Source organism: Vibrio breoganii (genome assembly GCF_001677275.1).
Taxonomy (GTDB): domain Bacteria; phylum Pseudomonadota; class Gammaproteobacteria; order Enterobacterales; family Vibrionaceae; genus Vibrio; species Vibrio breoganii.
In genome coordinates this window covers 969,671-996,632 of record NZ_CP016177.1, presented here as the reverse complement: position 1 = coordinate 996,632, position 26,962 = coordinate 969,671, and the positions used below count along the sequence as shown (strand labels likewise).

At 46.2% G+C, this 26,962-nt stretch carries 20 protein-coding genes; 9 read left to right on the top strand and 11 right to left on the bottom strand.

Going from position 1 to position 26,962, the window contains the following annotated elements:
- Positions 1-93 precede the first annotated feature (93 nt).
- Positions 94-1,533: a DUF1254 domain-containing protein gene (locus A6E01_RS04645; RefSeq protein WP_065209678.1), complete on the top strand. Its 1,440-nt coding sequence runs from the start codon at positions 94-96 to the stop codon at positions 1,531-1,533.
- Positions 1,534-1,612: 79 nt separating this feature from the next.
- Here A6E01_RS04645 and A6E01_RS04640 read toward each other — a convergent pair whose 3' ends face one another.
- The 4 genes from A6E01_RS04640 to A6E01_RS04625 all read right to left on the bottom strand — a co-directional run bounded on the left by A6E01_RS04640 (position 1,613) and on the right by A6E01_RS04625 (position 7,281).
- Positions 1,613-3,520 (bottom strand): BCCT family transporter, encoded by a 1,908-nt coding sequence (locus A6E01_RS04640; protein WP_017029648.1) that lies wholly within the window; start codon positions 3,518-3,520, stop codon positions 1,613-1,615.
- Positions 3,521-3,637: 117 nt separating this feature from the next.
- Entirely contained in the window at positions 3,638-4,048 is a 411-nt protein-coding gene (locus A6E01_RS04635; RefSeq protein ID WP_017030952.1) for a hypothetical protein, read from the bottom strand.
- 173 nt (positions 4,049-4,221) lie between these two features.
- Positions 4,222-6,501: a penicillin-binding protein 1B gene (gene mrcB / locus A6E01_RS04630; RefSeq protein ID WP_237334497.1), complete on the bottom strand. Its 2,280-nt coding sequence runs from the start codon at positions 6,499-6,501 to the stop codon at positions 4,222-4,224.
- Between the two features lie 144 nt (positions 6,502-6,645).
- Positions 6,646-7,281, bottom strand: a complete 636-nt coding sequence (locus A6E01_RS04625) for a trimeric intracellular cation channel family protein (RefSeq protein WP_065209676.1) — start codon at positions 7,279-7,281, stop codon at positions 6,646-6,648.
- Between the two features lie 289 nt (positions 7,282-7,570).
- Here A6E01_RS04625 and A6E01_RS04620 point away from each other — a divergent pair, with 289 nt between their 5' ends.
- Positions 7,571-8,887, top strand: a complete 1,317-nt coding sequence (locus A6E01_RS04620) for a serine hydrolase domain-containing protein (protein WP_065209675.1) — start codon at positions 7,571-7,573, stop codon at positions 8,885-8,887.
- Positions 8,888-8,936: 49 nt separating this feature from the next.
- On the opposite strand, the gene A6E01_RS04615 is transcribed toward A6E01_RS04620, so the two are convergent.
- Both A6E01_RS04615 and A6E01_RS04610 read right to left on the bottom strand, forming a co-directional pair.
- Positions 8,937-10,139 carry an MFS transporter gene (locus tag A6E01_RS04615; RefSeq protein ID WP_065209674.1) on the bottom strand — a complete coding sequence of 401 codons (1,203 nt, stop codon included), beginning with the start codon at positions 10,137-10,139 and terminating at the stop codon, positions 8,937-8,939.
- A 108-nt stretch (positions 10,140-10,247) separates the two neighbouring features.
- Positions 10,248-11,159 carry a LysR family transcriptional regulator gene (locus A6E01_RS04610; RefSeq protein WP_065209673.1) on the bottom strand — a complete coding sequence of 304 codons (912 nt, stop codon included), beginning with the start codon at positions 11,157-11,159 and terminating at the stop codon, positions 10,248-10,250.
- 222 nt (positions 11,160-11,381) lie between these two features.
- On the opposite strand from A6E01_RS04610, the gene A6E01_RS04605 reads away from it, so the two are divergent.
- Positions 11,382-11,867 (top strand): VOC family protein, encoded by a 486-nt coding sequence (locus tag A6E01_RS04605; protein ID WP_017027103.1) that lies wholly within the window; start codon positions 11,382-11,384, stop codon positions 11,865-11,867.
- A gap of 96 nt (positions 11,868-11,963) precedes the next feature.
- Here the strand turns inward: A6E01_RS04605 and A6E01_RS04600 are convergent, their stop codons facing one another.
- The 4 genes from A6E01_RS04600 to A6E01_RS04585 form a co-directional block, all read right to left on the bottom strand.
- A complete protein-coding gene (locus A6E01_RS04600; protein ID WP_017029645.1) occupies positions 11,964-12,503 on the bottom strand; it encodes a hydrolase in 540 nt (179 codons plus the stop codon).
- A 129-nt stretch (positions 12,504-12,632) separates the two neighbouring features.
- Complete coding sequence (locus A6E01_RS04595) at positions 12,633-15,083, bottom strand: molybdopterin guanine dinucleotide-containing S/N-oxide reductase (protein ID WP_026026244.1); 2,451 nt, start codon at positions 15,081-15,083, stop codon at positions 12,633-12,635.
- 13 nt (positions 15,084-15,096) lie between these two features.
- Positions 15,097-16,188: a NapC/NirT family cytochrome c gene (locus A6E01_RS04590; protein ID WP_017029643.1), complete on the bottom strand. Its 1,092-nt coding sequence runs from the start codon at positions 16,186-16,188 to the stop codon at positions 15,097-15,099.
- Positions 16,189-16,571: 383 nt separating this feature from the next.
- Positions 16,572-18,140 (bottom strand): ABC-F family ATP-binding cassette domain-containing protein, encoded by a 1,569-nt coding sequence (locus A6E01_RS04585; protein WP_065209672.1) that lies wholly within the window; start codon positions 18,138-18,140, stop codon positions 16,572-16,574.
- A 377-nt stretch (positions 18,141-18,517) separates the two neighbouring features.
- Here A6E01_RS04585 and A6E01_RS04580 point away from each other — a divergent pair, with 377 nt between their 5' ends.
- The 6 genes from A6E01_RS04580 to A6E01_RS04555 all read left to right on the top strand — a co-directional run bounded on the left by A6E01_RS04580 (position 18,518) and on the right by A6E01_RS04555 (position 25,667).
- Positions 18,518-19,189 carry a glutathione S-transferase gene (locus tag A6E01_RS04580; protein ID WP_017029641.1) on the top strand — a complete coding sequence of 224 codons (672 nt, stop codon included), beginning with the start codon at positions 18,518-18,520 and terminating at the stop codon, positions 19,187-19,189.
- Between the two features lie 70 nt (positions 19,190-19,259).
- Complete coding sequence (locus A6E01_RS04575; protein ID WP_017030962.1) at positions 19,260-19,883, top strand: SGNH/GDSL hydrolase family protein; 624 nt, start codon at positions 19,260-19,262, stop codon at positions 19,881-19,883.
- 162 nt (positions 19,884-20,045) lie between these two features.
- Positions 20,046-22,205, top strand: a complete 2,160-nt coding sequence (locus tag A6E01_RS04570; protein WP_017029639.1) for a glycoside hydrolase family 3 N-terminal domain-containing protein — start codon at positions 20,046-20,048, stop codon at positions 22,203-22,205.
- Between the two features lie 155 nt (positions 22,206-22,360).
- A complete protein-coding gene (locus tag A6E01_RS04565; RefSeq protein WP_017029638.1) occupies positions 22,361-23,761 on the top strand; it encodes an FUSC family protein in 1,401 nt (466 codons plus the stop codon).
- 202 nt (positions 23,762-23,963) lie between these two features.
- Positions 23,964-25,187, top strand: a complete 1,224-nt coding sequence (locus tag A6E01_RS04560) for a dipeptidase (protein ID WP_017029637.1) — start codon at positions 23,964-23,966, stop codon at positions 25,185-25,187.
- Between the two features lie 159 nt (positions 25,188-25,346).
- Entirely contained in the window at positions 25,347-25,667 is a 321-nt protein-coding gene (locus A6E01_RS04555) for a hypothetical protein (RefSeq protein WP_017029636.1), read from the top strand.
- A gap of 131 nt (positions 25,668-25,798) precedes the next feature.
- Here A6E01_RS04555 and A6E01_RS04550 read toward each other — a convergent pair whose 3' ends face one another.
- The gene (locus A6E01_RS04550) at positions 25,799-26,926 is read right to left on the bottom strand and encodes a glycoside hydrolase family 88 protein (protein ID WP_017029635.1); all 1,128 of its coding nucleotides are present in this window, start codon (positions 26,924-26,926) and stop codon (positions 25,799-25,801) included.
- Positions 26,927-26,962: the final 36 nt, after the last annotated feature.

Below are 26,962 nucleotides of genomic sequence, written 5' to 3'. Positions count from 1 at the left end.
ACCATGCGAAATCTTTATCATTTGCGACCGTTACTATGGCGCCACGTTGTTCACAACGCCCCCATAACTCATTTAGTAACTAAGGTATCGCAAATGAAACACACTGTTTTATCGCTCACTATCACTGCTATTTTGTCTACTGTTAGCGCTAGTGCTATCGCTTCTACTTCATCGACGACGCAAGCTGACACACAAACCGTCAATATAGATGAAAAGCGTTTTAACCGCCGTGCTCTAGAAGCAGGTATCTGGATCATGCCTCAGGTAATGTACGAGCGAATGGCGCAGGTGGCTTTTGATACCTTTGGCAACGAAGACAAACGTAACAACACTGTGTATTACTACGAGCGCCCAATGACTGCCGAAGCCGCTATGGTAACGGGCAATAATAACTCTCCATACGTTCACACTTATCACAACATCGCTGATGGCCCTGTTGTGGTAGAAATCCCCCCAGCAACAGATAGCAACGCCTTCTTTGGTACCTTTCTAACGTCTTGGCATCAGCCAATTATGGATGTAGGTCCTGGTGGTGAAGACAAAGGTAAAGGCGGGAAGTACCTAATTGTTCCAGAAGGATATGAAGGTAATACCGATGGCTACATTGTGGTAGTACAACCCACAGATCGTGGCTACATCTCTATTCGCTCACTAACAGAAACCACGTCTGAAAAAGACATGAAGGGCCACTCTGAGTATGTGCAGAAAATGAAGATTTACCCACTAGGTTCAAAGCCAACGACTGAGTTTGTTACCTTAGATAACGTTCAATATGACGGTCACATTCAGTGGGATATGTCATTCTGGGAGTCAGCTAATAAGGCGATTCAACAAGAGCGTATCAAGGCCGATGAAAAAGCCTTCTACGGAATGATGAAGATGATTGGTATCGAAAAAGGCCAAGCATTCGAGCCAACGGCAGATCAGGTCATTATGTTCAATGCTGCTATTGTTGAACTGAAAGATGAGATGAAGCATGACTTTACCTATTACGCACCGCGTCTTTGGGGTGAAGCTTCTCAATGGACCATCCCTGTAAACCAAGAGATGATGACCACCAATGCGACCTATGTGGATGAAAACTGGAACGATTACTCTGGTCGAGGAACGACATTTACCTATTACTTTGCACCACCAGCCTCTTTGGCTGAGTCTAAATCAACAACCTACATCAAAGGTGTTCTAGACAACGAAGGTCGCCCACTCTCTGGTGACCACGATTATAAAGTACACATTGCAGATTCTAGCGCGGTACCCGCAGAGCGATTCTACTCGTTCTTGACGTATTCAATGGAAACTGGCGCTTACTTAAAAGGTGCGGGCACACAAATTGGTATTGCATCCAACCAATCTGATTTTCAGGTTAACCCAAATGGCTCAGTTGATATTCACTGGTCAGCAAACTGCACTGATGCCATGACCAACTGTATGCCATTGAATGCGGGCGAAGAGTGGTTCTCACTATTCCGCATGTATGGCCCAAGTGAGCAGTGGTTCAAGTTTGTACCACCGTCAATTGAGCGCATTAACTAATAAAAACAACTCACCGGCTAGGTGAATATAAAAAAGAAGCCGAGTCTTGCGACTCGGCTTAATACTATCTGCTATGTGCCTAGGAAGTTGCCATATTTGCAGATAAACCTTCTAAAATAATGGCGTTGAACGTCATTCTCGATTCTTGAGCCTGCTCTGACATGACCTGTTTCTTTTCTTTTGCCGCTGTCAATTCATCTGTTAATCGTTGCAACTCAGCTTGCATCTCTTCAGGCAGGTGGTGATCTGCGCAATGCGCATCATCGTGATGCTCAAGGGCATAGGCTCGAATTTCCTTGCGCATGCTCATTAGGCTTGCCATCGCTTCACGCTCTTCTTCAGCGGCTTGCTGGGCCAAATCTTTAAAGCGCTCAAACTGAGCTAGCGCCATACCCTCGGCTGACCATGGATCCATCTCAGGAAGGTCTTCGATATTGATCGTAGGTTCTTCATATTCCGGCTGATGTTTAATATCCAGTGTCGCCGCACGCACAAAAGACACCATCAACATGATAGAGATAATCAGCAGTGGCAGACCACCGACAATGGCAGCGGTTTGCAGCGTCGATAAGCCACCCATAAACATCAATACCGTCGGTAAGAATGACAAGGTAAAGGCCCAAAACAGACGGTTCCAACGCATTGGCTCTTCAGTCACATCATTTTGCACCACAGATGCCAAGATGTATGAGATAGAGTCAAAAGAGGTAGCGGTAAAAATGACGCACAGCAGCGTAAAAACCCCAATGACCATAGTCCCCATCGGCAAGGTATCCAAGGTCGCAAAGATAGCGGCAGGAGCGCCAGATTGATTGAGGATACTGACCACGTCTAGCTCACCAGTAAGCTGTAAAGACAGGCCGTAGTTACCCAGAACGATAAAGAATAAGAAACAACCTAAAGAGCCGTAGAAGATTGACCCTACTACCATTTGTTTGATGGTTCTGCCGCGAGAGATACGCGCAATAAACAGCCCCATACAAGGCGCGAACACTAGCCACCATGCCCAGTAGAAAATGGTCCAATCTTGCGGAAAGTGAGTGTCAGTAAACTCGCCATAGCCACCAAAGGGTTCCGCCCAAGACGCCATCATGAAGAAGTTCGACAGCATTCGTCCAATCGAGTCTAAGCCCGTTTCTAATATGAACACGGTAGGCCCTGCCACTAGCACAAACAGCAATAACCCCATCGCACCCCAGAAATTGATATTGCTTAGAAACTTAATGCCCTTTTCTAAACCCGCGTAAGCTGAGTAACCAAAAATAGCGGTGCACAGAAGTAAGACAGCCACTTGGCTTAGCGTATTGTTAGGAATACCGAAGATATGATGCAGACCACCGTTGATAAGCGGTGCTGCCAAGCCTAGGGTTGTAGCTGCCCCGCCCAACATGCCAAAGATAAACAACACATCGATGAGTTTCCCGATACCACCATTGGCACGTTTCTCACCCAAGACGGGCATCAAAGCACTAGAGATCTTTAATACCGGCTGCTTACGAACGTAATAGAAATAGGCAATCGGCAGGGCTGGAATAAGGTAGATAGACCATGCGATAGGTCCCCAGTGGAAAAGGCCATAGGTTGCCGCCCAGCGTATCGCTTCTTCGCTTCCTGCTTGAAGTTGAAACGGAGGCGTTTGGTAGTAGTAGGCCCACTCGATACAGCCCCAATATAAAATACTGGCACCAATGCCACCACAGAACAGCATAGCGGCCCAAGAGGCATTGCTAAATTCTGGCTGCTCATCGGCATCACCTAGCTTGATCTGCCCAAGATCACTGAAGATGGTGTAGATCATAAAACACATAGCAGCGATGCCAAGTGCAAGGTATAAAACCCCAAGCTTGTCCGTCATAAACGACTTAGCAACCGCGATCCAGTTGGCACCTTGAACTGGAAATAGTATGAGTGGGAACACCACACTCAAGAGTAAAAATAGAGCGCCAAAGAAGGTTGGCTTATCTATAAGAGAGAACGACTTTTGCATTGCACATACCCTAATAAAGTTAGAGGGCATAGTCTCTCGCTCTTTGATTTTTAACAATTCAGGCTATTTGTCGTGACGATTAAGCATATTGCTTATGCAGGTAGATAAAGAGAAGGGTTATGCTGATGCGCCTTTATCGTTGAGGCTCAAATCCTGCTTTGTCTTGAGAGTTACGATAAAACAAATGACACAAATACTCCAAATAACACCCTTTAGAATCACTGAATTCACATCATCGATTGGGTGGTCTGAACGTATTTGGACACCACGCAAGTAAGCCTCTAGATGAGCAAAAAAAGGCACCAACATTCCGCCTGCTGCATAGCCCCACGCGCCAATCATGTACTTATGTGCATACTTACTTCCCTTCGACCACAGTACTGCCGCCAATAGCAATAATGCCCCGCACACATAGTCTTCAACCATAGTGGTAGCATTGACAGAGAAGTATCCTATTCCTCGACGTAGCGTTTCACCGGCAATAAACACCAAACTAAATATATAAGTCACTATCGATACAATTTTCATTTGTTCATACCCCTACATTAATTCAGCGAGAATGCCTCAGGCATCACTGGTATAGGGTAACTATAGGGCACGCTTGGTATTCGTGAAAATTATTTATCTCAATAACAACTATTCACTATTGATATAATGCCTAGCCCAGTTTTGGCGCACTGGTCTTTGGTATCCTTTTTGACTTAATTAAACAAGCTCTTGAAAAAGTTCGTGATTTCATCCCCAACACACCCCGATGAAGTAAATTGACTAGCGCCCCATACAGGCAGAGTGACGGATCCACGACCACAACTGGCCGCGAGTTTACCCTGACCACGACGGCTGAAGTTAACCATCTCAATATCATCGGCATAATGAGGGCTAATTTCTAGCGCTCCACGTTGCATGATGTATTGTCGATATACAGATAATGCACCTGTTGCACCAGTTAGCTTAGTGTTGCCGTTGTCCCCTCGCCCAAGCCAAACCGTCACCAGCTCACGTCCATCGACGCCCACATACCAGCTATCTCGGTTGCTATTAGTGGTGCCTGTTTTTCCTGCTAGCTTGTACTTAACCCCTACAGAGCCCAGTGATTTAGCCGTGCCCTCGCTTACTGCTCCCTGCATTGCCGCTACGGTTAAATCTGCAGCTTGTTCAGGTGCAACCTGCTCAGGGTTAAGCTTATGCTGATACAAGACCTTGCTCTTTGCATCAACCACCGCACTGATCAAATACGCTTGCTGCCTCGCGCCGTGATTTACAATGGGTTGATAGAGCCCGCTTACCTCGATAGGCGTCATTTCAAAGGCCCCAAGTACCATTGATGGAAGCGGTTTTATCTCACTGTGTTGCCCACTCAACTGCTCAATAAAATCAGCCACATTCTCTAATCCTAACTGCATGCCTAGGTTCACCATGGGCACATTAAGAGAGTGTGCAAGAGACGTATACAGGGAGGCTTCTCCCCAAAACTCTCTGCTGTAATTACGAGGCTGCCAATTGTCTCCATTGGGCTGCTTAACAGTAAGAGGTTTATCGTCTAAGGCACTGGCTAGATTATATTTTTCAGGAGAACGAAGTGCAGCCATGGTCACTGCTGGTTTGATTATCGACCCTACTTGTCGTTTACCATGGCGCGCATAGTTGAAGCCAGCAAAATTAGGGTTTCGATTTCCGACTATCGCGCGAATAGCGCCATTGCTGTAATCGATGCTGATAAACGCAGCCTCTAGTTCCACGCCCGCTTTGGCATCTAGCGATGGCAGCGTCGATAAAAGGCTACTTTCGGCGTTTTGTTGGGAGAGAGGGTCCAGGGTGGTGAATATGCGTGCGCCTTTAATGTTACGTCCTGGCAGAGCCACTTCTAGCTCATCAGAAACAAGGTCGAAATAGGCTGGACGACTCAAGCTCACATGGCCTCGCACCTGTATATCAAGCTCTCGAGCAATGGCAGCTTCATATTCTTTAGGCTCTAGATGACCATCGTCAGCCAGCAGTTTCAGAACCGTATTGCGGCGTGTCTTGGCTCGCTCAGGGAAGCGCCACGGGTTGTAATAAGACGGGCCTTTTATCAACGCCACCAGCAAGGCTTGCTGATCGATTCTTAGTTCTTGTAGAGGTCGATTGAAATAAAACTGAGCACCTAATTCAAAGCCATGGATCGCATCCTTGCCTTGTTGACCCAAATAAATCTGGTTCACATAGCCATCTAAAATGTCATCTTTGGTATAGCGAGAGTCGATGAGTAGCGCCATATAAGCTTCACGGATTTTTCGACTCCAGCTGCGCTCACTACTAAGAAACAGATTCTTGGTCAATTGCTGGGTTAAAGTACTGCCACCCTGAACGGTTCGTCCCGCTTTGACGTTGGTAAAAAATGCCCTAGCGATAGCGGTAACTGATACGCCATCATGCTCGAAAAACGCTCTATCCTCGGTCAATAGTAGCGCTTTGACCACGCCTTCCGGCATCGCTTTCCAAGACTGATAGAGTCGATGTTGATTACCATCCTCCCCCATCAAACCCATCATCTTGGGTTCAAGTTGGAATAAGCCCAGTCCCATACCGCTATCAACATCAATCATGGATTGAATGCGTGAGCGACTGAACGTCAGCTTGACTCTCTGCACATCGCGAAAGCCATCAGCAAATTCAAAGGGACGGCGCACCAGAGTAATGCTATTGCCTGCCACACTGTACTCGCCACTGTGTGCTGGCTTGTCGACTAATTGATAATTAAGCGTCTTGAGCTCATCGACAACGTCCTGTTGCTTCACCGCTAAGTCAATATTGAGGGTCATTGGGCGCGCGTAGACCACGGTCGGCAATTCAAACAAGGGGCCTGAAAAGCGTTGCTCTACCATTGAGGAAACGCTGTAGTGAAACGCTCCCCAACCGATAACGAATAAAAGTAAAACACACCCTATAATTTTTCGGGGTGATGGGCGTTTTTTGTCCTTGCTAGAGGCAGTGTTAGTCATGTTTCTATGCTATCGATTTCAGTCTCGGCGCAACATACTTTCCCTACAGATTGGAGTGTCAGAAAGACGTTAAAACGCCAAGCTATCCCACTATTCCTTTATCCAAAGCAGGAAAGAGGCAATCGGAGTTCTAATTTCGGAGCATTATTTGAACACTGCCCATGAAGGCACTTCGATGCTCTTGTTAATGGCAAGGTAACGAATATAGATAACCAGGCCTATGGCACAAACCGAGCTGATGTAAGACAGTGCGGGTGCTAGTGCCAATACAGTGACGTGGAAAGTGCATCCTAAAGCCACAGGAATGGCATAGAGTTCCTTATTAAGAAATAAGGTTGGTCTTTGAAGCAGCATATCTCGCACGACGCCGCCACCAATGGCCGTTAATACCCCCATGATAATAGGACCTAAAGGCAGGCCAAATCCCAAGTCCCATGCCTTCTCAACCCCTTGAATGGAGAACATGGCGATAGCAATGGCATCAATGTACAAATATAAGCGATTAACAAAGCGCCTTTTAAGTAATGGCACGCAAACAAAACCAATTAAGCTGCTGATGATCGCAATCCAGATGAAAAACAGCGCCTCCGACCAAAATACTGGCACCCCAAGCAGGCAATCCCGTATTGTTCCCCCACCTACCGCGGTGACCACTCCAAGTACCACCACAGAGAATACGTCTGTCCGTTTTTCATTGGCGGCCAATACGGCAGATAAAGCGAAAGCGGCGGTACCCAAAACGGTAAAGGTTTCGGTTAAAAAAGAGGTACTTAGATACATGTTATGGCCAATGTTGATAGCAGAAGAGCTTTACCAATAGGAAGTGAAAGCACAGAGCGTCAATTTAGACTACCTGCATGTAAAGCTATAAACGCATTTGTAGGATAAAACCCTCAGTTAAGCGCAATTACTTCAAATTCGATACCAATAACCCTCAGAAAACCCAACACAAGTAGGGTTTAATCCTTCAACAACGATTATTCTAGTTTTGAATTCCTTCTTATGATGGCAGCAACGACAATCAGGCTTGAACGACTTGTTCGCTAGCCAAGTGCTATTCGGAGTGATCATGTCAAACAATCAAAGCAAACTAAAAGCGGCAGGTGTTGCGCTTTCTCTACTTTCAGCAAACGCAGTAGCCGACGCTACTCAAACTCGCACCCCAATCGCTGAATTTAAAAACGGCTTCACTAATGAGCAAATCCGCTCTTACAGAGACAACTACAACCTGCCAGAGATGTTGAAAGGCGAAGACTTAGCGGTTTGGTTCTCCATGAGGACCTCAGAGGTATTACCAACCGCGGTTTTAGCACCGCAAACCAAGCACATGCCACTGGCCACCTCGCTTAACCCTAAGATCGGTGAGATAACGGCAGAAACCAAGCAGTTTGGCACACTCTCGCTAGATGAGTTCATGACCCACCCACAAAGCTTTGCCGCATCGTTTATCGTGGTGCACAAGGGTGAAGTGGTCTATGAAACCTATCCGGGAATGAAGCCAACAGACAACCACATTTGGATGTCGACGGCTAAGCCTTGGACAAGCCTAGTCATCGATATGCTGATCAACGAAGGCAAGATAGACCAAGAAAAGACCATTGGCTTTTATATGCCCGAATTCAAAGACACGGATTGGGCTGACATCAAGATCATCGACATTCTGGACATGACGCCGGGTATGAACTCAGAAGAGAATGATGCCACTCGCTCAGACCCAGATTCAATTGCTATTCGTACCTTCCTCGCCGAATTTGGCATGGAGTATAAAGGCGAGCACGAACGTGTACCTGAAGTACTTAAAGACGCAAAATCGGTCTCTAAGCCAGGAAGTAAATTCGAATACGGCTCCCCAACTACGCAGATGCTGGTTTTGCTGGCAGAAGCCGTTTCCAATCAGACATTCTCTGATTACGTGAACGACAACATTTGGTCAAACGTGGGATCTGATGGCCCTCTGCAATTTCATCTATCTCCAGGCGGCACTGCTATTGCTCACGGCGTGATCTCAAGTCAACTGCGAGACTTAGCGCGCTTTGGCATGCTTTATACCCCAAGCTGGAATAAGACATCCACTAAGCAGGTGGTAACACCAGATATGATTGAGCGTATTCGTGGTGGCGTTCGCGATAAAGACTTTTATCTCTCTGGCTTTGATGGTCCACAATTTGTGAGCCGCCTCAATGATGACAGCATGCTAGGCAACAGCAGACAATGGGATGCGATATGGAGCGACGGTGATATGTGGAAGGCGGGTCTTCAGTCTCAAGGCCTGTATGTCTCTCCAGACAAAGACCTAGTCATTGCATTTTACTCAACCAATGTGCCTGATGATTCATTGCATAGATTCCTGCGCCCTATCGCAACCTCAGGAATGTTCGATAAATAGCATAAACGTGAACAATGGGAGCATGCTGCTCCCATTGCTATTTCCTACGCTAAGATTGCTCAGCTTGCTGAAGGCGTTTAAGCTTCGATGACACTAGGTTATTCGCCATCAAACTGCCTACTACCATCGCGCTGCTAAAGGCAGCAACGCCTTGCCAGCCATACTGCTCAAATACCATAACGCCAGCAAATGAACCAAATGCACCACCTAAGTAATAGCCCAGCATATATATGCCGTTGATTCGACTCTGCGCAGCAGGATCGATTGAGAACACACGCACCTGATTTGACACTTGCGCACTAAACACCCCCAGGTCAACAAGGATGATACCGGCGATTAGCCCAATTAAGCTGTCTCCAAACATTCCCGATACTGCGAAACCAGACGCAATAAACAGCAACGCAATATTGATCATGTTGCGAGAACCAACCTTGCTAACTAGTGAGCCTGAAACCTTAGCGCCAATCACGCCAGCCAAGGCTATAACCCCAAACAATCCAGCTTGCTGTGCATTGTAATTAAACGGTGCTTCATGAACGTGCAAAGCCAATGTAGCCCAAAGCGCATTAAACGAAGCAAACCACAACGAGCCGGTTAGTGCTGACTGACGCAAGACGCTGTGTTTCTTAAACAATGTCGCCATACTCGCCACTAATTTAGGGTACGGCATGGTACTTGTTGGCTTATTGCTTGGTAGAAAAGTGTAAAGCAATACACCAAAAATCATCGCGATAGCGGCGGACATAATGAAAACCGCGCGCCAGCCAAACTGCTCTCCCACAAACCCACTTAGGGTACGTGACAACAAGATGCCGATAGTGAGGCCCGTCATCAGTGTGCCAATCACCTTGCCTTTCGACTCTGGAGTACTGAGTGATGCTGCAAAAGGGATGAGCTGCTGGGTAATATTGGCACTCAATCCGATGACGAAACATGCCACGACTAATGCGAGTAAACTGCTTGCTGAAAATGCCAATAGTGACGACATGACGAGCAGTACCGATAAGATAGCGATAAGGCGCTTACGCGGTATGGTATCTCCGAGTGGAGATAAGAATAGCAGTGCTGCTGCATAGCCTATTTGACTCGCGGCTGGTATAGAGCCCAACTGATCTTGTGTTAAGCCAAGCTCTGCGCCCATTTGTGGCAATATTGGCTGGTTATAATATAAGTTGGCCGCGGTAGCAGAGACTGCGCTCGACATTAAAAGTAAACGGCCTGTTCCCAATGTAGGTGTTTTTGCTTGGCTCATAATCATGCTCTGATAGTTGTGTCGTTTCGAAGTGACACAATCTTAAAAGAAGCCGATCAATAACAAAAATGATGATTTACTTTAGATTCAATAGCGAAACAACATAGATTATCGCGACATATGCTGTTGTATGGTGTCGAGGTCTTGCTCAACCAATTCCACAAAATCTTCAATCATTGGCGATGTATTATGCTGGCGATAGCTCATCACTAATTGCAGGCTAGATTGCAAATGCTCTATAGGCAAAAACACGCACTCGTTACTACGTAAGTCTCGAACCGATGAGGGCACAATCGATACGCCAAGCCCTGAGGCCACGTGCGTTAGCACTGTTTGCATTTGGCGAGGACTGTTCACAATGCGTGGAGAAAAACCACTCAACTGACATTCTTTAATTACAGAATCATACAGCCCTACAGCGGATTCACGAGCGAACAAAATAAAGGGTTCTTCCCTCAATTGATTGAGCTTTATGCTAGGTTGTTGGGCAAGAGGATGATCCCGAGACACCACCAGCACTAGCTTGTCCTTATAAACCTCTTTAGAAATAAAACGCTCAGCGAATTGTTCAGGCAAAGGCCTAGAAAAGCTAATGTCGATGCGCTTATCTAATAGAGCCTCAATTTGTCCAGAAGCCGTTAGCTCAATCAAATTCACATCAATATCTGCATGACTTTGAATGTAGCTTCTCACCAATCTTGGCAAGAAAAACAACGTAGCTCCGCCTAAGTAGCCGATAGATAATCGCCCGACCTGACCCTTAGAGGCTCGCACAACGGCTTGCTTTGTTTGCTCTACCTGGCTAAGCAAGAAGCCCGCATCTTGAAATAACCTCTCCCCTGCCACCGTCAAAGAGACCTCTCTTGAGGTTCGGAAAAAGAGCTTAGTATCCAGTTCATCCTCAAGGGCGGTAATGTGACGACTAATAGCGGGTTGTACAGTATTCAACTCCTTTGCCGCACGGGAAAAGCTAAGGTGAGTAGCAACCGCGACAAAGCTTTTAAGGTTCTTGAATTCCATCTCTTAGAGCATCTTATTTCCATCAACAATTAGCTCTACTCTAGCAAACATACTCAAGGGACTCGACAACACTTGCGCTGTTGCTATCGAGAATACCTATCGAACAAACAAAGTGTTATCATTTAAATAAATTTTAATAATTTTTATTGATGAGCGATTCTCCATATACTCTCTCCATCGACGCAAAACACGAAACAAATTACTAAGAGATTGGAGCAGATTATGAAAATGAATCACGTAGGTATCATGGTTGGCGATATGGACAAAGCGGTTGAGTTTTATACTAAAGCGCTGGGTCTTAAAATCGTAATGAACAACACTAAGGTTATCGAAGAGCGCGAAACCGCTATTGGTCGTATGTGCATCGCAGTATTCGGCGAAGGCTTTAAAGGCTTTAACATTGCGCACCTTGTCACCTCTGACGGTATCGGTGTTGAGATGTTCGAAATGAAAGAGCGCCAAGAGCGTCACGAAGTTGACTTCTCTCGCCTAGGTATCTTCCACTTTTGCCTGCAAACCGACGACTTTGAAGGTGCTATCGCTCGCACAGAACAATACGGCGGTAAGGTTCGCATGGACATCATGCGCTACCACCCAGAAGACGACAGCAAACAAGCAAAAATGGTGTACCTAGAAGACCCGTTTGGCAACTTGTTCGAGCTTTACTCGCACACTTACGAAGAAACGTACGCTTCTGATTACTCTTAATCGAGACAGTAAGTGAAATGAGAAAGGATTGGCTATGGCCAGTCCTTTTTGCGTTTCTAGTTTTTACCTATTTGTGTTGTCTGCAAAGGCACTCTGTTAGCGAATTAGCTGCAAAATCGACTTAAACTCTGACGCCCTGCAATCCCCCACCAGTTCGTACAAACACATCTCTAGCCCCGTAACCGCAGCGCCACCCTCAATGATGCGAGTTATCCCTAGATGCTGATTATCTAGAGTACGAGACGACACACAATCACTGACCAGTTCAACCTTATAACCAAGCTCTGCCAACCCTGTTGCCGTTTGATACACACAAATATGCGCTTCAATACCGCAGACTAGCCAAGTATCTACGCCATGGGCTTTAACTGCTTCAACAAAAGTGGCCGACTCACAGCCATTAAACGTAAATTTCTCTATGGGCGTTACGTCTCCAAAAAGCGTCGCAATCTCATCCACTGTAGGGCCCAACTTTTCAGGATTTTGTTCGAGTACAACTATGGGGAGCCCCAATATCTGCGCGCCAGTAATCAGCTTTGTGCAATTAGAAATCAAAGCCTCGCTGTCATGTACCAGCCGGGCCAATTTCCCCTGAACATCCACGACGATAAGCCCTGTGTTTTCTTTTGTTAGCATGCGTACCCTCAGATTGAAACCCTGTTATCACTGTAGCAAATCCATTGCACGGCAACTTAAGCTCAATAAAAAAGAGGCAACACTGCTGTTGCCTCTCTCATTTTTAGCACTCTACTTTAGCGCTGGGATTTACCCATTCTTAGGTGGTGTAAATGCGGTTAGCGTTGGCGCTTCACCGACAAACTTCTCAATTCTAACCACGCCAGAGTTACCGCAGTTACCATTGGCTAGGCGAGAGGTTGGAATATCCATGGTGAGCACGTTCGGTCCACCGTTTTTACACATGCCTGTCTTAGGATCAAGATCTGGCCATGCACCCTCGTGTATACACACACTGCCCTGTTTAATTCCATCAGAGACGTGAGCCCCAACAAGCACTTGCCCGCGATCATTAAAGGCGCGAACAAGATCACCATCGCTTATTCCACGTGCTTTGGCATCTTCTGGGTGAATCGTAATAGGTTCGCGGTTTTGTATCGCATACTCCTTACGAATATCCGCATAGTTAAACTGGCTGTGCAGACGATGCGCCGCGTGAGAGGTCATTAACTGCAACTCACCCTGCTTATAGTTTGCCGCCCATTCGGTAGGCTCAATCCATGTTGGGTGTGGAGGACAGTCTTCTAGCTTGTAGCCTTCAATGGTTTTAGAGAAGATCTCGATCTTGCCACTTGGTGTACCTAATGGATTCATCACAGGATCTTCACGGAAATCACCAAAACGAACAAATTGCGCGTTTTTCTCATTCCACTTCATCTCGATCAGCTCATTCGCTTCCCAGAACTTGGAGAAGTTCATCATAGGCACACGGGCATTGCGTCCACCTTGTTGAGCTACCTTATAGAAATCACGCAACCATTCCATCTCGGTCTTGTTTTCCATATACACATTTTTACCGCCAGGTCGTAGATATTCAGCCATGTCAGAAAAAACGTCCAGGTCACTACGCGATTCAAACTGCGGTTCAACCGCTTGCTTCATTGGAACCAAGTGTTGGTTTGAGTAGTCTCCCGTCATGGTCAAATCGTTACGCTCAAACGACGTCGTAATTGGCAACACTATATCTGCGTGTTTTGCCGCAGCGGTCCAATACGGTTCAGAGATAACAATTAATTCTGGTTTTTGCCACGCCTTAATCAAGCGATTGGTGTCTTGGTGATGGGTAAAGTTGGCACCACCTGCCCACCAGATCATCTTCAGTTCAGGGAATGTCAGTGTATGGCCGTTATGCTGAAACTGAGATCCTGGTCGCTCAAGACACTCAACGATGCGAGCAACTGGAAATGCGGTAACTGACCCCTGAATAGCCCAGTCATTACCACCAGCAGATGCGCCACCTAATGTAGGCGAGATAGCAGGAAGAACGCCTGCATCACGGGTTGGGTTGCCCCCATTGGAGTAATGATATGAATAACCAAAGCCACCACCAGGTAAACCCACTTGCCCTAGCATTGACGCCAAAGTAGTTAGCATCCAATGACGCTGTTCGCCGTATTGCTGACGCTGCATTCCCCAACCACCCATGAGCATGGTGCGGTTTTCGTTAAAGATCTTAGCCAGCAGCTCGATTTGTTTCACCGATACACCACTGATTTCAGCGGCCCACTGCGGTGTTTTCTCGACGCCGTCCTCTTTACCCATCAAGTACGCTTCAAACTTATCAAAGCCGACGGTGTATTTATCAAGGAACTCGGTATCGTGCTGTTTATTGGCAAGCAGTTGATGTGCGACGCCCATCATCAATGCCACGTCAGATTGCGGATTAGGGGCAATCCATTGCGCGGCATCACCAAAGAACTCCGCCGTTTCTGAGCGCATTGGGTCAATAATGATGATGGTTTTGCCTGACTTTTTCAGCTGATGGAAGAACTCAAGCCCTTGTCCATCTGTTGAAGACCAAGCAATTTTCAAGGTATTAAGAGGGTTAAGCCCCCAAAGCACTACTACATCGCTATTTTCTAAAATCACAGGGTAAGTAGTTTGTTGCTCGTACACTTCGATAGAGCCTACAACGTGAGGCATAATCACCTGTGCGGCACCCGTAGAGTAATCCCCTAGATGACCAGAATAGCCTCCAGCCATACTCATATAGCGTTGCAGCAAGGTTTGAGCTTTATGCAAAATGCCACTTGAACGCCAGCCGTAAGAGCCTGCGAACACCGACGCGGGACCATACTGCTTGCGAATGCGCATGTGTTGTTCATGAATCAGCTTGTAGGCATTATCCCAAGACACCTGAACAAATTCATCACGCCCTCGAACCCCTTGCGGGTTGCTCGGGTTTTCTAGATAGCCCTTACGGACCATCGGATACTTAACACGCGCTTTGGTGTGCACCTGTGAAGGGCCGGTAAGCTGTAAGCTGTTTGGAACCGTCTGAGCTAAACCACTTTTAGTTGACACCAACTGACCATCTTTGACTTCACACAATAATGGTCCCATTCGACTGGCGGTTAGGATCAATGAGTCAGAACGACCAGTCGCTGCACTGGCAGGCAACGGGGCAATAGATGAAATAGCGAGTGCACCTGCAGAGGCACCTGCACCTTTCAAAAAACCGCGACGAGAAATATTAGTCATAGTCACATCGTCCTTATTCATGATTTGCCACGTCTTTAGCGTGGTTTTGGAAGAATTTAGTTAAGATCTCAAGGTTTAACTCTGTAATATCAGTTCGGTCTCCCATGCTCTTAGCAACGGGTCCCCATGAGTTAACTGTAAAGTGATGCGGTGCAATCTTGGCATGACATGTTGCACAATAAACATTATCTAACTGCTCGGCGTAAGCCCAAAGTGGTTCAGCAGAGTCAAGAACAGGGTCTTCGATAGAACCGGTCAGCTCAGCAGTGCGCCATTCGTTGCCGTAGGCATCTGTTTTAGGCTCACCCAGCTTAAGTTCGCCAATACCTTTTTCTGTTAGTGTGGCCAGAATTGCACGTTGCCCTTCGCCCATATAAATAACCGTCTCAGCGCCCTTCATTTGATAACCGGAAACCTTAACGGTGCGCTTGTCACCATCACTCTCAACGGTTGCCAATTTAACGGTTGGGTTAATCGTCGCAAGCTCACCCATTTGAATTCTTTCAATCGGATAAACATTTTCAGCGTTTGGCTGAGTATTTTTAGCGAGGTCAAATAGATGATCGAACTCTGAAGTGTCGAGTTCCATTTGTGGTGGGAAGTGTGCAACCCCTTTGTGACAATCAATACAGGTCTCACCGCTTGTCTGCGCATAAGCATGCATATCTTGCGCGCTCGCCGATTGGTCATAGGTTTCCATTGCTTCCCAACTATGACAAGAGCGACACGTAGCCGAGTCGTTTTCACGCATCTGCTCCCACACCATTTCAGCCATGCCTAAACGATGCTGCTCATATTTTTCATCGGTATCAATTTTGCCGGTGACAAACTCGTGATAAATGTCTTTCGAGGCACGAATTTTCGTAATCAAGTAATCCAGTGGTTCCTCAGGGATATGACAGTCAGCACATTCAGCGCGAATCCCTTTTTGGTTACTGAAATGCACAGAACCTTGGTACTCTAAAAGTGGTTTTTCCATAGTGTGGCAAGACACACAAAATTCAGTGCTAGAGGTATAGTGGAGTATTGCAGCTGTACCACCTAGGCTGAGCCAGCCAATACCGACACCGATTAGTGCAATCAAAGCGATATAACGTTTCTTCATAATAGTTTCCTTTGTTTAGCGATACTTTTGCACATACTAAAAGACCGAACTAAACCATCGGCGTGAGTGAAAATATCTACAACTAGGTTTATGAGCGCCACTTTGACCTCTCATCACCAAACAAATTTCTATCTGGCAACGGGGCACGCAATTACTACAAAAGTAGTAGGTATATTCTGTTGTATCAAAGAATGAGGATTAAAAACGTGAATTGAAATTGCCTTTTTAACAATAATATTCAGTAAATCAATGACTTGATAATCTAGATCAATTTCTAGATTGGAAGGTGGCGAGTTTGAGGCATAACCGACATTTACAAGGTACAGTAATGAGCCAGCGCTATTCGCGCTGGCTCAGGATTAGACAAGGGTATTTATCGCAGCTTAAAGCTGAACCTGCCGAGAAACGCCAGATTCTTTGGAAAAATCTTGATCATGGCTCACCAAAATAAACCCTCCTTGGTAAATCTGCAGCGCGGCAGCCAGCATCATCTTCGAATCAAGATCTAAGTGATTGTCAGGCTCATCGAGTAAAAGAAGTGGCTGTGTTGGCTGATGACTGACAATGAGCATAGCAAGCTTCATTTTCTCGCCGCCGCTGAGCACTTTAGCAAGGCGAAATACCTGGTCGCGACGAAAACCGATACCTGCAAGCAAGGTTCTCGCATCGCTCTCTTGCATGCCTGCACATTGCTGCATCAAATTCTCAAATATAGAAAGTTCGACATCAATACCGCCAAAGTGTTGATCTAGGTAATACACGGGTGTATTGATTTGCAACTCGCCCCACTTAAGTGCGAACTCTCCAAGTAATACCTTTAATAGCGTCGACTTGCCACTTCCGTTACTCCCCATAAGATGCACCTTGTCATCCGCATATAACTGCAACGTAATCGGCTGTGCATGGCCAAATGGCAATATCCCCTCAAGCAGTGAAATCACTTTTCGTGAGCTACTTTGAGTATCCGCAAGATATAGCCTTTGACTCTCCAATTGCTCTTTTCTCGATTTCAATGTGTGTGCTTTATCTTGCAAGTGAGCTTGGCGAAGCTGCTCATTCTTACTGCGATTTGAGGCTCGTGCGGTCGCTTGATCCTTTTTCGCATCCAGTAAAATCTTTGGCTGACTTCCCTCTTTGCGCTGTTTATTTCCTTGCGCCGCTCTTTGCTCTGCCTTTTCGCGATTGCGCTGCGCTTGCTCCTCTAAACGCTTAGCTTGCTTGCTTACATTGGCTAAGTGGCGCTCGACAGCCCTTAGCTCAGTGCGTTTATGTTCTTCATAGTCGTCATAGCTCCCGCCAAATACGGTAAGGCCCAAACCCGACAACTCCCAGATCTCATCCATTTGACGAAGCAGTTCACGGTCGTGACTGATCAGTAAAATAGCCCCCTCAAAAGAGCGCATAGCTTCTATCAACCACTGCTTGGCAGCTACATCTAGGTGGTTTGAGGGTTCATCGAGAATCAGAAGCTCAACGTCTTGTTCAAACAATTGCCATAGTTGCAATCGTGCCAATTGCCCTCCACTAAGGTCGGAACAAAGTGTGTCTGAGCGCGGTAGTAAGCCTATTGCTTGCAACTGATTTTCTAGCCGAATAGCAAGATCCCACTGCTCACCCACGAGTTCGAACCAGTGTTCAGAGCTGTCACCCGCTTCAATCTTACCGATCGCCTCAAGCACCTTATCTTTACCCAGAAACTGCGCAATGGTGCGGTCGCTAGAGAGCAATTCTGAGGGTTGCTGGCGATAAGTCGCAAACGAAGAGGGTAAGGTCACCTTGCCATCAGATGGCGTTATCTCTCCGCTCAATATAGAGGCAAACAGCGACTTTCCGACGCCATTGCGCCCAACCAACCCAACACGTCGCTGGTTCATAGAGCAAGATAGGTGTTGAAACGGCATATCACCGTTATCAAATTGATGGCTAATATTGTTAGCCTGTAATACTGGCATAATTTGCCTCCTGTAAGACAGGGACAACAGCCGCAGCTAATGCAATGATAAATGCAGTTTTGAGATGAGATCGACGCCAACACACGCAACGCGTGGAGAAACTAGATTAATGTCTGGTGCAACGAAATATCGGTAAGTGAGCTACGCCTACTAACCCTGTAAATCCAAAAATAAAATGAAAAATGGATGACAGGTTTAGTTATTCATATTGGCGTAGTCTCCGAAAGAAGTGATGCGCCAATACTAACGAGTTGGCGAAGAGTTAGTCAAGTTTACTGGCTCACAAAACTTACGTTGTATTCAAAATAAAACCAATAAACTGTACAACAAAAAGTAGCTTCACGGTTTTCTTCACTACACTTAAGCGTATGAAAAACATGCCAATACTCTATTCACTGCAGCACTGCCCCTATGCTATGAGAGCAAGAACTGCGCTTATAAAGGCCAATCAGCAGGTGCTCATTCGAGCTATTAAACTCGACAACAAACCCAACGAAATGCTACTCGCCTCCCCCAAAGGCAGTGTGCCTGTATTGGTTCTGACAAAGAATGAAACAGGCGCAGCCGTGGTCTTAGAAGAAAGCTTAGAGATTATGTTGTGGGCTTTAAGGCAAGATGATCCTGATAATCTATTGCGCCGCGAAGACCCTCAAGCATTACCTTGGATGACCTCTTTCATTACTGAGTTTGAACACACTTTCATTCCTTTATTTGACGCCTACAGCTGCGCCAAGCGCTATCACAACGACAACCTACAAGAATGTCGCGAAGCTTGCGAAGAATATGTGAGCTCACTTGAGGCAAGGCTAAGCAAGCACCCCTATTTGTTCTCAGAAAACGAAAGCCTAGTGGATATTGCGCTATTTCCTTTTATGCGTAAGTTCGCCAAAGTCGACAAACAGCGCTTTCGTCAAAGCCCCTACCCTAATCTACGAAAATGGCTAAATGATTACCTACAAAGCTCGCTATTTTCTATGGTTATGCAGCAACATGAACTCTGGCTAGATAATCGAAAAGACTGTTATTTGGCAAGAAATAGAGCAATATAGAATTGGAATGACGACGTTATTTACCAGCCGAACTCTGACTTCATAACCACTTTCTGAAGGGATTAATTAGATGACAACTGTGCTCTGCTTTGGTGATTCAAACACCTGGGGATACTCGCCGGATCTGCCGCGCCGATACAATGAAAACGAGCGTTGGCCTATGCTATTACAACAGCACCTTTCGCCACATTATCGCATCATAGAAGAAGGGCAAAATAGCCGAACCACAACACTAGAAGACCCATATGCTCCTGGGAAAAAAGGGCTAGATTATCTTCTTCCCTGCCTAGAGAGTCATCACCCAGATTTGGTAGTCATACTGCTAGGCACCAACGACCTAAAATCTCGCTTTAGTGTCACCGCTAGCGATATCTCAAAGGGCGCGGCACGCTTAGTGGAGGTGGTGCAAAAATTTGAGCATGCATTTATGAAAACCCCTCCACAAGTATTATTGGTATCACCTGCTTGGGTATTTGAATCATCGACAACGATGGAGGGCTTTACTTGCGCAGAGGAGAAATCCAAACAACTTGCTCATTATTATCAGTTGCGCTCGCAGGAGCTAGGTTGTCATTTTCTCGATGCTGCTACTTTCATTAAACCTTGCGCCAAAGAGGGTATTCATTGGCCAGCCGATCAGCACAAAAAGTTTGCCCAAACGCTTTCCGAACTGGTGCCTAAACTAATGACTTGACCATTAGATTCTAGTTTTAAGAATCTAACAAGGGTTAATAACTCGATATACATCAATGTTCTAGCATCTCACTTGCAAAGAGTTTATGCCCTTTACGCGTTCTATGTTGAACTAAGCCATTGCCAAAATTCCAAGGGTATATATCCCATTTTAGGAGCTGTAATGAATGCTTATTTAGACGCTAAATTACCCGTTAAAGAGCGCGTACATGACTTGCTAGGTCGCATGACTTTAGCCGAGAAAATTGGCCAGTTATGCCAATGTCCGATGCATGACTACGAAAACAATAAACAGCATTATCTAGCTAAGGTTAAACAGGGACAATGGGGTTCGAAGATCTTAGCTGAGACTGCTTGGGCAGGAAACAACCCTGTTGACACGGTAGAGCCAGCGCAGCTAAACGAAATTCAAAAGGCCGCAGTAGAAGGCAGTCGATTGGGCATCCCAATCATCTTTGCCAGAGACGTTATCTATGGTCAAGCAACGGTGCTTCCTATCCCCTTAGCACAAGCAGCCTCGTGGAACCCTGAACTAGTACAAGAAGCGTATCGCAGCATCTCTAAAGAGGCGGCGTCACTGGGTATCAATTGGACCTTCGCCCCTATGCTAGATATAGTCCGCGACCCTCGTTGGGGGCGCGTTATTGAAAGTAGCGGTGAAGACCCGTATCTCGGCTCGCAATTCGCTAAATCTGTTGTAAAAGGTTTCCAAGGTGACAGCCTGAGTGACCCTGACTCTATCCTTGCTTGCGCTAAACACTTTGTGGGTTATGGTGCTGCAGAAGGAGGTCGTGATTACGACACAACGGAAATCACAGACAATACCTTACATAACGTCTACCTACCTGCTTTCGCATCAGCAGTAGAAGCCGGTGTCGCCACCTTAATGACAGCGTTCAATGACCTTGGAGGCACTCCAACTTCATCCGCTTCAAAGCTCATCAATGGCTGGCTCAGGGAGGGTAACGGGTTTGACGGTATGATTGTCAGTGATTGGGGATCAATTGCTGATCTTGAATATTTTGGTGTCACTAAAGATGGCGCAGGCGCGGCCAAAAAGGCACTATTGGCTGGCATCGACATGGCCATGACCAATGAAGCTTACGAAGATCATTTAGCGCAGCTGGTTGAGAACGACCCCAAATTAATGGAAGCCATCGACCTTGCCACCAGCCGAGTGTTAGAGGCGAAATTTAAGGTTGGCCTATTTGAGAACCCATACGTTGATCCAGATAGGCATAAAACAATACTTCGCCACCCCGATCATGTCGCTCAAGCCCTCGATCTAGCAGAACAAAGCATTGTCATGCTTAAGAACGACAACCAAGTATTGCCTTTACGCGATAAAGCCTACAAGGTTGCAGTGATCGGCCCTCATGCACATTCCAAGCGTCAACACCTTGGCTCTTGGTGTCTCGACGGTAAAACAGGTGACGTCACCTCTATTGCAGAAGGCATTTCTAACCTAGTAAAAAACGTTGAGGTTCTAACTGAGCACGCCACCTTTAGTGATGAAATGGTTGAGTGTGCTAACAGCGCTGATGTGGTCGTATTATGTGTCGGCGAAAGCCAACGCCGTAATGGTGAAGCACGTAATATCGCTGAACTGACACTACCGCCTGGTCAAGAAGAGCTCATAGAAGCGATAGGCGAAACAGGTAAGCCTTTAATTGTCGTTCAATGTACCGGACGCCCTATTCCGTCACCGATGACAGAGCGATACGCCGATGCACTGCTACAAGCATGGCAGTCGGGAACAGAAACAGGCACCGCGGTGGCAAGGCTGTTGTTTGGTGAGGTATCTCCAAGTGGTAAATTGCCAATGACAGTCCCTCGTAGCACAGGGCAAATACCTATGTATTACGCTCGCAAACCTATAGGTAAAATGCGTGGCTTCCCTGAATATCGCCCCTACAAAGACAGCTTAGAAACCCCACTGTATCCATTTGGCTTTGGGTTAAGCTACAGCCAATTTGAATTTAGCGATGTCACACTCTCCCACGCAATGGTTGCGCCTAATGAAGACCAGCAGGTTTTGGTAACCGTGACTAACCTTGGTAGCGTTATCGCACGTGAAACCGTTCAGTGTTACATTCGACGAAAAGTGGCTTCCACTACCCGCCCAGTAAAAGAGCTCAAGGCATTCAAGAAAGTAACCCTTAAGCCTGCAGAGTCAATACAGGTGGCGTTAACGCTTACACCCGAATCATTGGCATACTATGGCGCTGAAGAGTGCTTTACCAATGATGCAGGTGAGATAGACGTATTCATAGGTAACGACTCAAACGCTCCGTTATCAGCAACATTTACCATTCAGGGTTAACTTCTGAATTATCAGCAGAAACAACAACTGTCAACTTAACTGGCAGTTGTTTCAAATCCACCTTTTTGATGAGTTCACTCCATCAAGTGTGAGTTTTTGACTATATCAATCCGCGATAAAATATGTGGATCTCGTAGCCACAGCCTCACACCTTTATGTCGCCCTTTGCACCTCAACTGACAGACCAAACCAAAACTGCGCTAAAGGTCGCATTCGCCTTCTGTCTAGCCATCGCCTTTGCATTATATTTTAACCTTGAGCGGCCTTATTGGTCAGCGATGACCGTCAATGTGCTAGCAATATCTGACACCTTAACAGCAGGAAAAAAAAAGGCACGTAAACGACTGATCGGCACCCTGTTTGGTGCATTGATTGGCATCATGTTGATTGCAAATTTTGCCCAAGACCCAACATGGTTTTTGGCTGCCACCGTATTGCTGCTTGCGCTATGCATCTACATGGGCTCCGACCCCGTTTATGGCTATGCCTTTACTACTGGGTTTATCGTATGTATTTTGCTCGCGATCTCCGGTGGGCTCGAAGGCGACATCACCCTAGATGTGGCTATTCTCAGGCTTCAAGAAACCTTCTTGGGGCTATTCATCTATTCCGTGGTCTTCAACCTGATTTGGCCTGAAAATGAAGAAAAACGCTTTCAGTCGGAAGTGCGCTTGGTTTTAGATGCGGCTTTGCCTTTGCATCAGTCGATGGTGTGTGGCACTACCTCCGACCGCTATCATCTCAATGAAAAGCACCTGAACAGCGTTGAAAATTCAGCGCAGAAGGCACTAGCTGATCTTTTGAGCCTTCCTGAATTGAACGACAGGACACCAACACGAAAGCAGCTCATTCACGATCATCAAGCCAAAGCGATTTGGGTTGCCAAGCGACTGCTTGATCAAGCCTATTCACTCGGCTTGAGCCCATATGAATTCAAGATCCTTAATTCCGCAATAGCCCTTATCCAACAGTCTGTCTCAAAAGACGGTTGCGAGAGCCTACCATTACCGACAACAGTCACTCATTTCTATCAGGACAATCACAAAGATAACTATCAAGCCTTACGCAGAGTTCAATATAGGTGGCGCGAGCGAGCAAGGAATACTTTGGTTGGTAGCGCTAGCTTCACTTCCGCTATCTTGTTTTGGCTCTACCTACCTATTCCTTCCGGCACCATGTTTATTATTAACAGCGCAGTGTGTGCCGCCGTCTTGAGTAACATGCCGCAGCAAATGATAAAGCATTGGATGATTGGCTACATGGTGTTTGGCGTTGGCTTTCTTATTCAATATGTACTGTTAATGCCCGCTATGACCGAGGTGTGGCAATTGCTGACCTTTTACTTTATTAACGTATTTGTTATTTACCGCACCTTTGGCAACCCGCAATGGCTCGTCTATCGAGTCCTCGGAGGCAACCTACTATTGATGATCACAATGGCAGCCACAAAGCCTATACCCGTCTATGAGATCACGACACCGGTGAACATGCTGGTGTACGTCATGGTCGCCTTAACTATCGTACGTTTTTATACTCAATTATTTCATCGCACTTAAACCGCATACTTTCCTTCACTCGTTGAGATTTAGTCTAAGCTACTAACTATAAATCAATACGTTACAGTTACTTTTCTCTCTTTATTACCCCTATCATCATTCTGAAACAATTGGCGCAATATGGGTATTTGAAGATTTCTCAGCCGTTATAGTAACTACATCAACACGACGATATAGCCTAAACGAACAGGTGAATTTAGATATGAAAAAGTTACTTCTTGCATCAATAATCTTGGCGTCTACTTCAGCATTTGCATCCATTGAAACCAAAGATTGGCACGACCAGGCAACCCCTAAAGCGCAGCAGTTTGTTGTGGACAATGTCGCTATCGATTTCTATGCATCACCTTATCAAACTGGCTGGGACAAAGACTCAGAGGTAGCGCAATACATTGACCTTGCCCATCAACGTGGCATTACTGGAGCTTCAGTCACTCTAGGGGCGCCACATACACCAACGTGGATAGCATTTCAGTCTGAGTATCAAAAGTGGAACCATGCCATCAAATCCGCTGATACCAAGATACGCATTGTGAAGACGCCTGAAGATTTCGCACTGGCACACAAAAATGGTGAGTACGCAATAATGTGGAACTCTCAAACCACAATGATGCTGGAAGGCGATGTAAGTAAGGTTAAAACCATGGCTGATATGGGCATCAAAACCATGCAGCTTGTTTATAACGGCAAAGAGCAAACCGGTGTTGGCGTGATCTCTAGTATGGGTGGTGACGAATCTGGTCTCACCGATTTTGGTAAGAATGTCATCGACGAGATGGTGAAACACGGTATTACCGTTGACCTTTCGCATACGTCGAACCAGACCACCAAAGACATTACCGATTATATGAAGAAGAACCATAAGGGTGTCCCAGCAATCTACTCGCATTCACCACTGGCCTCTACCTACGGTTGTGAGCCTCATGAAACCGTGCCGGAAACGCAAGAGCGCATGGCAAGCAAGGGCTTAAAGAAAGGCGATGCTGACTACCGCCTTGCCCCTTGTTATCGTTTGATCTCAGATGAGCAAGCAAAAACAGTCGCCGACATGGGTGGCGTAATCTCAGTCACGGGTACTGAATGGATGATGGACGGTGTTTGGCCAGAAGACATTACACCGAAGCAATATGCTGAAATGATTGATGGCGCGGTGCAAGTAGTGGGTGTTGACCATGTGGGTATTGCTACTGATGACATGATGAAAACAGAGAAAGTAGTCGCGTTTGCCAAAAAACATGCGGAAAAATATACCGATAATGGCTATATGATTTATGCCTTCGACCAAGGCGCGACTGGCTGTGCTGAGCTGTCTAAACACCTAGCAGCTACTGTCGATGAGCTTTGGAAAATGGGTTACACCGATGAAGACCTACGTAAACTGTTTGGTGGCAACCTAACTCGCGTTTACCAGCAAACTTGGAAGTAACGGTAACCTTATACAAAACGGCCCTTGTGGCCGTTTTTTTGTAGGACAGCACCCTACAAGTGCGATTAAAAGATCGACAAAATCCGATGTAATCTTCTATCAACAGCAAAACACCGCAGCCGTTTACGGTGTCATTGAAATTTGATTAGGAGAATATCCATGAACTACAAACACATCATCAAAACGATCCAACTGAGCATCATCACTTCTGCATTGATGGCAGGTGCAGCAGTGGCAAACCCCAACAATGCTGCAGAATCTACTGACGAAATCAGAGCCGAAGCACACATGACTTCTGAGCAGCAAGCCAGTATCAACGCCGTCACGCACAACCAAGCTCTAGTGCAACTAGAAGCAACCGGTGATGTCGACCAGTACATTGAGACTAATGGACAGCAAAAAGAAAAAGCGCGCACTATCTCCAAATGTGAAGATCTAGCCGTTCCACAAGGTGTTAAAGACAGTATTCACTGCGAATAATTCATGCTTAAAAGAATAGAGACTAAAAACGGACAGTCCTAAAACGTCGGTCATAATCAGGATCTTAAACGATTAGACCGACATCTATTACTCGGTACGCTTTATGCGTTAATAGTAAACAGCGAAACCACTTACCCCTGAAGCCTGTCTACCAATTTAGACATCCCCTCTACAAAGTAGTAATCACCATAAATTAGAGAACAATTAATACCTAAACCTTGTGGGCAGTTAAATGCACCAGCAATCAGTAGCCCTTGTTGGCTAGGGTCATCGTAAGTGCTGTAGTTATCGCTCAAGCTTTTTAGAATATTTGTCGCAGTTGATAAGTAGCGCTCTTTCAGCTCAGTATCCTCGACGAGATCTGAAATAAGGATCATCCCGCTAGCCGCGCAAGCCGCTGCTGATGTATCTCTTGGCGTATTTTCGTCTCTAGGGGCTCTGAAGTCCCAATGAGGGATATGATCTTCAGGTAATTGGCTAATAAAAAAATCCGCTGTTTTCATTGCGGCATCGAGATACCGAGGTTCTTTGGTGTATTGATAGCTAAGCGCACAACCATGAATTGCCCAAGATGCTCCTCTGCTCCATGCAGAATCTTGGTTGTAGCCTTGCCCGCCATGATGCTTTTTCACTTCCCCGGAAAGAAAGTCAAATTCAACCATGTGTCGAACAGACCCATCTTCACGAATAAACTCCTTCAAAACAGTGTCTGCATGCGCCATTGCGATCAACTTAAATCGCGGTGCATCGAGCTGCTCTGCGGCCCAATAAAGTATTGGCAGATTCATCGTGCTATCGATGATACTAAGACCCCTTGGGTCTGCCGAGTTAACATCATTCTTGTTCCAAGCGGTAAGGAATCGACCATTGATATTGAATCGACTGGCTAAATGACTCGCAGCTCGCAACGCTCGTGTTCTGGAGAGATCATTGCCCAGCAGTTCATAGTGTTTCATTGACGTCAGTTGCCACATAAAGCCTACATCGTGATGAATATCCACATACTCATCCAAAGGCCCATCCATAGTGTTTTCTCTATCAATGGCCATATCCATAAAGGGTTTATAAGACTCTTTCTCATACAATAGCCAAAGCAAACCAGGCCAGAAACCTACTACCCAAGCCCATGGCTTGTGAGTATTTTGGTAAACACCATTCTCTGTCATTGAGGGAAAATCAATGGTCATTTCCTGACTAGTCGATTTGATTTTCTTAAAAATATCGGCCCATGCAGTGGTTACCCAAGCGTTTTTGTTCATTGTTATCCCCTAATACTAGTTACACCGCAACGAAAT

What these genes read in the sequence shown, in the direction of transcription:
- A6E01_RS04595 (WP_026026244.1), bottom strand. Translation starts at nt 15,083, where the DNA reads ATGACTAATATTTCTCGTCGCGGTTTTTTGAAAGGTGCAGGTGCCTCT.
- A6E01_RS04625 (WP_065209676.1), bottom strand. Translation starts at nt 7,281, where the DNA reads ATGTATCTAAGTACCTCTTTTTTAACCGAAACCTTTACCGTTTTGGGT.
- A6E01_RS04605 (WP_017027103.1), top strand. Translation starts at nt 11,382, where the DNA reads ATGAAAATGAATCACGTAGGTATCATGGTTGGCGATATGGACAAAGCG.
- A6E01_RS04590 (WP_017029643.1), bottom strand. Translation starts at nt 16,188, where the DNA reads ATGAAGAAACGTTATATCGCTTTGATTGCACTAATCGGTGTCGGTATT.
- A6E01_RS04600 (WP_017029645.1), bottom strand. Translation starts at nt 12,503, where the DNA reads ATGCTAACAAAAGAAAACACAGGGCTTATCGTCGTGGATGTTCAGGGG.
- A6E01_RS04610 (WP_065209673.1), bottom strand. Translation starts at nt 11,159, where the DNA reads ATGGAATTCAAGAACCTTAAAAGCTTTGTCGCGGTTGCTACTCACCTT.
- A6E01_RS04640 (WP_017029648.1), bottom strand. Translation starts at nt 3,520, where the DNA reads ATGCAAAAGTCGTTCTCTCTTATAGATAAGCCAACCTTCTTTGGCGCT.
- A6E01_RS04615 (WP_065209674.1), bottom strand. Translation starts at nt 10,139, where the DNA reads ATGAGCCAAGCAAAAACACCTACATTGGGAACAGGCCGTTTACTTTTA.
- A6E01_RS04620 (WP_065209675.1), top strand. Translation starts at nt 7,571, where the DNA reads ATGTCAAACAATCAAAGCAAACTAAAAGCGGCAGGTGTTGCGCTTTCT.
- A6E01_RS04635 (WP_017030952.1), bottom strand. Translation starts at nt 4,048, where the DNA reads ATGAAAATTGTATCGATAGTGACTTATATATTTAGTTTGGTGTTTATT.
- A6E01_RS04560 (WP_017029637.1), top strand. Translation starts at nt 23,964, where the DNA reads ATGAAAAAGTTACTTCTTGCATCAATAATCTTGGCGTCTACTTCAGCA.
- A6E01_RS04550 (WP_017029635.1), bottom strand. Translation starts at nt 26,926, where the DNA reads ATGAACAAAAACGCTTGGGTAACCACTGCATGGGCCGATATTTTTAAG.
- A6E01_RS04645 (WP_065209678.1), top strand. Translation starts at nt 94, where the DNA reads ATGAAACACACTGTTTTATCGCTCACTATCACTGCTATTTTGTCTACT.
- A6E01_RS04580 (WP_017029641.1), top strand. Translation starts at nt 18,518, where the DNA reads ATGCCAATACTCTATTCACTGCAGCACTGCCCCTATGCTATGAGAGCA.
- A6E01_RS04555 (WP_017029636.1), top strand. Translation starts at nt 25,347, where the DNA reads ATGAACTACAAACACATCATCAAAACGATCCAACTGAGCATCATCACT.
- A6E01_RS04585 (WP_065209672.1), bottom strand. Translation starts at nt 18,140, where the DNA reads ATGCCAGTATTACAGGCTAACAATATTAGCCATCAATTTGATAACGGT.
- A6E01_RS04565 (WP_017029638.1), top strand. Translation starts at nt 22,361, where the DNA reads ATGTCGCCCTTTGCACCTCAACTGACAGACCAAACCAAAACTGCGCTA.
- A6E01_RS04570 (WP_017029639.1), top strand. Translation starts at nt 20,046, where the DNA reads ATGAATGCTTATTTAGACGCTAAATTACCCGTTAAAGAGCGCGTACAT.
- mrcB (WP_237334497.1), bottom strand. Translation starts at nt 6,501, where the DNA reads ATGACTAACACTGCCTCTAGCAAGGACAAAAAACGCCCATCACCCCGA.
- A6E01_RS04575 (WP_017030962.1), top strand. Translation starts at nt 19,260, where the DNA reads ATGACAACTGTGCTCTGCTTTGGTGATTCAAACACCTGGGGATACTCG.